The sequence below is a fragment of the Streptomyces muensis genome, assembly GCF_021474425.1.
GTDB classification, from domain to species: domain Bacteria; phylum Actinomycetota; class Actinomycetes; order Streptomycetales; family Streptomycetaceae; genus Streptomyces; species Streptomyces muensis.
Window position 1 is genome coordinate 1 of record NZ_JAKEIP010000408.1, and the last position, 5235, is coordinate 5235.

The 5235-nt window shown below is 71.0% G+C and carries 6 protein-coding genes; 2 read left to right on the forward strand and 4 right to left on the reverse strand.

The features are described from left to right. Positions 1 to 2: 2 nt before the first annotated feature. A complete protein-coding gene (locus L0P92_RS41910) occupies positions 3 to 1094 on the reverse strand; it encodes a FecCD family ABC transporter permease (RefSeq protein ID WP_234768385.1) in 1092 nt (363 codons plus the stop codon). Positions 1095 to 1158: 64 nt separating this feature from the next. Here L0P92_RS41910 and L0P92_RS41915 point away from each other — a divergent pair, with 64 nt between their 5' ends. After that, positions 1159 to 1803 (forward strand): PhzF family phenazine biosynthesis protein, encoded by a 645-nt coding sequence (locus tag L0P92_RS41915; RefSeq protein ID WP_234768386.1) that lies wholly within the window; start codon positions 1159 to 1161, stop codon positions 1801 to 1803. Positions 1804 to 1860: 57 nt separating this feature from the next. Here L0P92_RS41915 and L0P92_RS41920 read toward each other — a convergent pair whose 3' ends face one another. Beyond that, positions 1861 to 2508, reverse strand: a complete 648-nt coding sequence (locus L0P92_RS41920; RefSeq protein WP_234768387.1) for a biliverdin-producing heme oxygenase — start codon at positions 2506 to 2508, stop codon at positions 1861 to 1863. 129 nt (positions 2509 to 2637) lie between these two features. After that, positions 2638 to 3495 (reverse strand): type I methionyl aminopeptidase, encoded by an 858-nt coding sequence (gene map, locus L0P92_RS41925; protein ID WP_234768388.1) that lies wholly within the window; start codon positions 3493 to 3495, stop codon positions 2638 to 2640. Between the two features lie 58 nt (positions 3496 to 3553). Between map and L0P92_RS41930 the strand changes: the two genes are divergently transcribed. Beyond that, positions 3554 to 3784 carry a hypothetical protein gene (locus L0P92_RS41930; RefSeq protein ID WP_234768389.1) on the forward strand — a complete coding sequence of 77 codons (231 nt, stop codon included), beginning with the start codon at positions 3554 to 3556 and terminating at the stop codon, positions 3782 to 3784. Here the strand turns inward: L0P92_RS41930 and L0P92_RS41935 are convergent, their stop codons facing one another. Beyond that, complete coding sequence (locus L0P92_RS41935; protein WP_234768390.1) at positions 3785 to 5104, reverse strand: MFS transporter; 1320 nt, start codon at positions 5102 to 5104, stop codon at positions 3785 to 3787. Between the last annotated feature and the right edge of the window lie 131 nt (positions 5105 to 5235).

The following is a 5235-nucleotide window of genomic DNA, read 5'->3' on the forward strand; positions in this document are numbered from 1 at the left end:
CCTCACCCCCACCCCCCTTGCCGCCGCCGAGTCCGACGCAGCAGCCAGAAGAAGAACGGGCTGCCCAGCAGAGCCGTGAGCACCCCGAGCGGCAACTCCGCCGGCGCCGCCACGGTCCGCGCAGCGAGATCCGCCGCGAGCAACACCACCGCCCCACCCAGCGCACTGCCGGGCACGAGAAACCGATGCCCCGGCCCCGCGGCCATACGCAGCAGGTGCGGCACGACGAGACCGATGAACCCGATGACCCCGGAGACGCTCACCGCGGCCGCGGTGAGCAGGGCGACGACAAGGATCAACGCGACCCGCATCCGCTCCACGTCCACCCCCAGATGCCGCGCGGGCCGGTCACCGAGCGCGAGCAGATCCAGGCGGCGCGCGTACACCGGCGCCACCACCAGCCCCACCACCGCACACGGCAGCACGGCCGTCACCTTGGGCCAGGTGGACTGCGCGAGCGAGCCGAGCTGCCAGAAGGTGATCTGGTTCACCGCCGCGGTGTCCGCGAGGAAGATGAACAGGCCGATCAGCGCCCCGGCGAACGCGTTGACCGCGATCCCCATGAGAATCAGCGTCACCACCTCCGTACGACCCCCCGAGCGCGACATCGCGTACACCAGCAGCACGGTGCCGAGCCCCGCGACGAAGGCCATCGCGGGCAGCGTCCAGTTGCCGAGGAACGTCAGCCCGAGCGAGATCGAGGCCACCGCCCCGACCGCCGCGCCCAGCGAGACGCCGATGGTGGCCGGCTCGGCCAGCGGGTTGCCGAACACCCCCTGCATCAACGCCCCCGCACACCCCAGCGACGCCCCGATGAGCAGCGCGAGCACGATCCGCGGGAACCGTACGTTCCACAGCACCGTCTCGGCGATCCGGTCCAACTCACCCCCGCCGAGCCCGACTTTGTGCTGCACGGAGGCGAGGACGTCCCCGACCGGCACCGGATAGGCACCGGTCCCCGCGGCGACCGGGACGAGGACGAGAAGGGCGATACCCATGCCGACGCTCAGCAGCCAGGCGGCCGTACGCCGTCTGCGGGGCGGCACTTCGGCCACGGACGCGGAGGCGGACGCGGCCTTCTCCAGTACGGTCATGGTCAAAGCTTAGGTTAGCCTTACCTTCACTCGCCATGGTGCCCACATGAGGTTCAATGCCACCGTGACTGACTACGACGTCCTCCGCGTCTTCTGCGGACCGACCGGCGGCTACGGCAACGAACTCGGCGTCGTCCGCGAGGGCTCCGTGATCCCCGAGCGGAGCGACCGGCAGGCGTTCGCCGCGAAACTCGGGTTCAGCGAGACGGTGTTCGTGGACGACCCCGAGCGCGGAGTCGTCGACATCTACACACCGACCCTGCGCCTGCCCTTCGCCGGCCACCCCTGCGTCGGTACGGCCTGGCTGCTCGACGTGCCCGAACTGGTCACCCCTGCCGGTGTGGTGGGGGCGCGGCTGGACGGCGAGTTCAGCTGGATCGAGGCGCGGGCGGAGTGGGCGCCGCCGAGGACGCTGCGGCAGTACGCGACCGCCGCCGAGGTGGACGACCTCCCCGTGCCCCCGCCCGGGGAGTGGCTCTACGCCTGGGCCTGGGAGGACGAGGCGGCCGGCCGCATCCGCGCCCGCGGCTTCCCCGGCCGTGACGACGGCATCGACGAGGACGAGGCCACGGGCGCGGCGGCCCTGCTCCTCACGGACCGCCTGGGCCGCGCCCTGAACATCACACAGGGCGCCGGCTCCCAGATCCTCACGGCACCGCAGCCGGGAGGCTGGGTGGAGGTCGGCGGCCGAGTCTTCCTGGAGCGCTGACCGGAACCCTCCGGAACCCCGAAGCCTCCGGAGCCCCTCCGAAGCTCCCGGAACCCCTCACGCCGACAGCGGAAACTCCTCACCCAGCGCCCTGAACACCGCCGTGTTCAGCGCGAACGCCTTCTTGCACTCCGCCACGATCCGCTGCTTCTCCAGATCGTCCGCCCGGACCCCGTCCAGCAGCTCGCGGTAACCCCGCTTGAACGCGGCCGGGTTGGAGATCCCCTCGAAGACGTAGAAGCGCACCCCGTCGCCCTTGCGTGCGAAGCCCCAGGTCCGCTCCGCCTTGTCGCGGATGATCTGGCCGCCGGAGAGATCGCCGAGGTAGCGGGTGTAGTGGTGGGCGACATAGCCCCCCGGCCAGTCCTCGGCGCACTCCCGCACCCGGTCCGCGTAGGCCTGGGTGGCGGGCAGCGCCGACAGTCCCGTGCGCCACCGCCGACCCCGCAGATGCGCCAGGTCCCGCTCCAGCGACGCCAGCCGCAGCAGCTCCGGCTGGATGAAGGGACCGGCCACCGGGTCCGAGGCCAGCCGCTCGGCGTCGGCCTCCAGCGCCTCGTACACGAACCACAGCTGCTCGGTGTACCGCGCGTACGCGTCCACGCCCAGCCGGCCGCCGAGCAGGTCGCTCATGAACGTCGAGGTCTCCGCCTCCATGTGCTGCTCGTGGGACGCGGTGCGGATGACTGTCGCGAAGGAGTCCATGGCACCCAGTTTCTGAGGTTAGGCTTACCTAAGTCAATAGGTTTGCCGACGCCGTGTCGGTAAAAGCGTACAAAGAAAACCCGCCCTCCGCAGGGGGCGGGTTCCCGGCGACCGCGAGGTACCGCGACGTCAGGGGAGGGTCAGGATCTCCGCCCCCGTGTCCGTCACCACCAGCGTGTGCTCGAACTGCGCGGTGCGCTTTCGGTCCTTCGTGACGACCGTCCAGCCGTCGTCCCACATGTCGTACTCGTGCGTCCCCAGCGTCAGCATCGGCTCGATCGTGAAGGTCATCCCGGGCTGGATCACCGTCGTCGCGTGCGGGCTGTCGTAGTGCGGGATGATCAGCCCGGAGTGGAACGACGAGTTGATGCCGTGCCCGGTGAAGTCCCGCACCACCCCGTACCCGAACCGCTTCGCGTACGACTCGATCACTCGGCCGATGATGTTGATTTGGCGGCCCGGCTTGACCGCCTTGATCGCGCGGTTCAGGGACTCCCGGGTCCGCTCCACCAGCAGCCGGCTCTCCTCGTCCACCTCGCCGACCAGGTACGTGGCGTTGTTGTCGCCGTGCACCCCGCCGATGTACGCCGTCACGTCGAGGTTGACGATGTCGCCGTCGCGCAGAACCGTGGAGTCCGGGATGCCGTGGCAGATCACCTCGTTGACGCTGGTGCACAGCGACTTGGGGAAGCCGCGGTAGCCGAGCGTGGACGGGTAGGCGCCGTGGTCGCACATGTAGTCGTGCGCCACCTTGTCCAGTTCGTCCGTCGTGACACCGGGCGCGATCAGCTTCGCCGCCTCGGCCATCGCCCGCGCGGCGATACGGCCGGCGACCCGCATCGCCTCGACGGTCTCGGGGGTCTGCACCTCCGGACCCTTGTACGGCGTCGGCGCGGGCTTGCCGACGTACTCGGGGCGGCGGATGTTTCCGGGCACGGAACGGGTGGGGGACAGCTCCCCTGGGACGAGCAGCGACTGGCCAGACATGCCAGCGAGTCTAACCAGCGGGCATGGGGGAACATGTCGGTGGCGAGAGGAGCCGGACATGGCCTTGTTCAAGAAGCGCACGGTCGGCAAGCCGGGCGAGTGGTACTACTGCCTCGTCCACAAGAAGGTCGAGGAGGGGCCGGAGTGCCCGGCCAAGGACCGCTTCGGGCCGTACGCCAGCCGGCAGGAGGCCCAGCAGGCGATGGACCTGGCCCGGGAGCGCAACCTGGAGTGGGAGAACGACCCCCGCTGGCACGACGCCCCGACGGGCCCGGCGGACGACGCCTGATCAGCCCTCGGTCGGCGCCGGCGCCGGTGCCGCCGTCGGTGCCGTGGTCGCCGCTGCCGCTGCCGCCCGCTGCTCCCGCAGCCGTACCGCGTGCTCGTTCGTCCGCGCGTCGTACGTCAGGAGCTTCGGCAGGCACAGCGCCAGCAGCCCCACCGCGCCCACGCACAGCAGCCCGCCCGACCAGACCGACGTCCGCACGCCCCGCCAGGCCGCGACGCCGCCCACATAGGTCTGGCCGAGCTGCGGGCCCACCGAGTACGACAGCAGCTCGATCCCGGCGAGCCGGCCGCGCAGCTCGTCCGGGATCGTCTGGTTCCACATCACCCCGCGGAAGATGCCGCTGACCATGTCGGCCGCGCCGCCGACGGTCAGGAACAGCAGCACCAGCCACACGTTCCCGGAGACCCCGGCCGCCGCGATGGCCACACCCCACAGCGCGGCCGACACGACCACGGCCCGCCCGTGCCGGTGCACCCGTGAGGTCCAGCCGCTGGTCAGGCTCACCAGCATCGCGCCGGCCGGCACGGAGGCGTACATCAACCCCAACGCCCAGGGCGCGTTCAGCTCGTCCGCGAGGAAGGGCAGTACGGCGAGCGGCATCGCGAAGAGCATCGCCGCGATGTCGATGACGTACGTGCCGAGGAGCTCCTTGCGGCTCCAGGCGTACCGGGCGCCCTCGGCGATGGCCTTCAACGACGGCTTCGTGGCCTCGTGGGAGGCGGGGGAGGGGGCGAGGCCGACCACGAACAGGACCGAGACGACGAACGTCAGCAGATCCGCGCCGTACGCCCAGCCGAGCCCCGCGTACGCCACGACCACACCGGCAAGCGCCGGGCCCGCGACCCCGCCGACCTGCCAGCGCAGCGCGTTCAGCGAGGCGGCGGCCGGGAGGTGGTCGTGGGCCACGATTCGGGGCAACAGGGCGTCCAGGGCGGGGCGTTGCACCGAGACCAGCGCGGAGGACAGGGCGGCGACGACATACAGCGGCCAGATCGCGGGGCTCGGCAGCAGCGCGTTGACCAGCAGCGCCGCGCTCAGCACCGCCTGCCCGGCCTCCGTCCACACGATCAGCTTCCGCTTGTCCAGCGCGTCGGCGAGCGCACCCCCGTACAGCCCGAACACGATCAACGGCACCAGCTCCACGGCCCCGATCGCCCCGACCGCCGCCGCGGACCCCGTCAGCTCCTTGATCTGCACGGGCAGCGCGACGAAGGTCAGAAAGCTCCCGAAGGACGACACGAGCCCGGCCAGCCACAACTTCCGAAAGTCGACGGAGGCCCGCCAGGGGGCGAGATCGGGGAGCACGGCACGGAGGTTCACGACGGGTCATGGTCGGGCCGGGCAAATGGCGAAGGCAACTGGATTTCGAGTGATGTTCAAGTGGCGTGAGGGCAACGCCCCTCAGGGGCGCGGGGAACTGCGCGACCAGCCCCACACAACCCGCACCCGCC

Coding starts and splice junctions, on each gene's coding strand:
- L0P92_RS41920 (WP_234768387.1), bottom strand. CDS start 2,508: ATGGACTCCTTCGCGACAGTCATCCGCACCGCGTCCCACGAGCAGCAC.
- L0P92_RS41930 (WP_234768389.1), top strand. CDS start 3,554: ATGGCCTTGTTCAAGAAGCGCACGGTCGGCAAGCCGGGCGAGTGGTAC.
- map (WP_234768388.1), bottom strand. CDS start 3,495: ATGTCTGGCCAGTCGCTGCTCGTCCCAGGGGAGCTGTCCCCCACCCGT.
- L0P92_RS41910 (WP_234768385.1), bottom strand. CDS start 1,094: ATGACCGTACTGGAGAAGGCCGCGTCCGCCTCCGCGTCCGTGGCCGAA.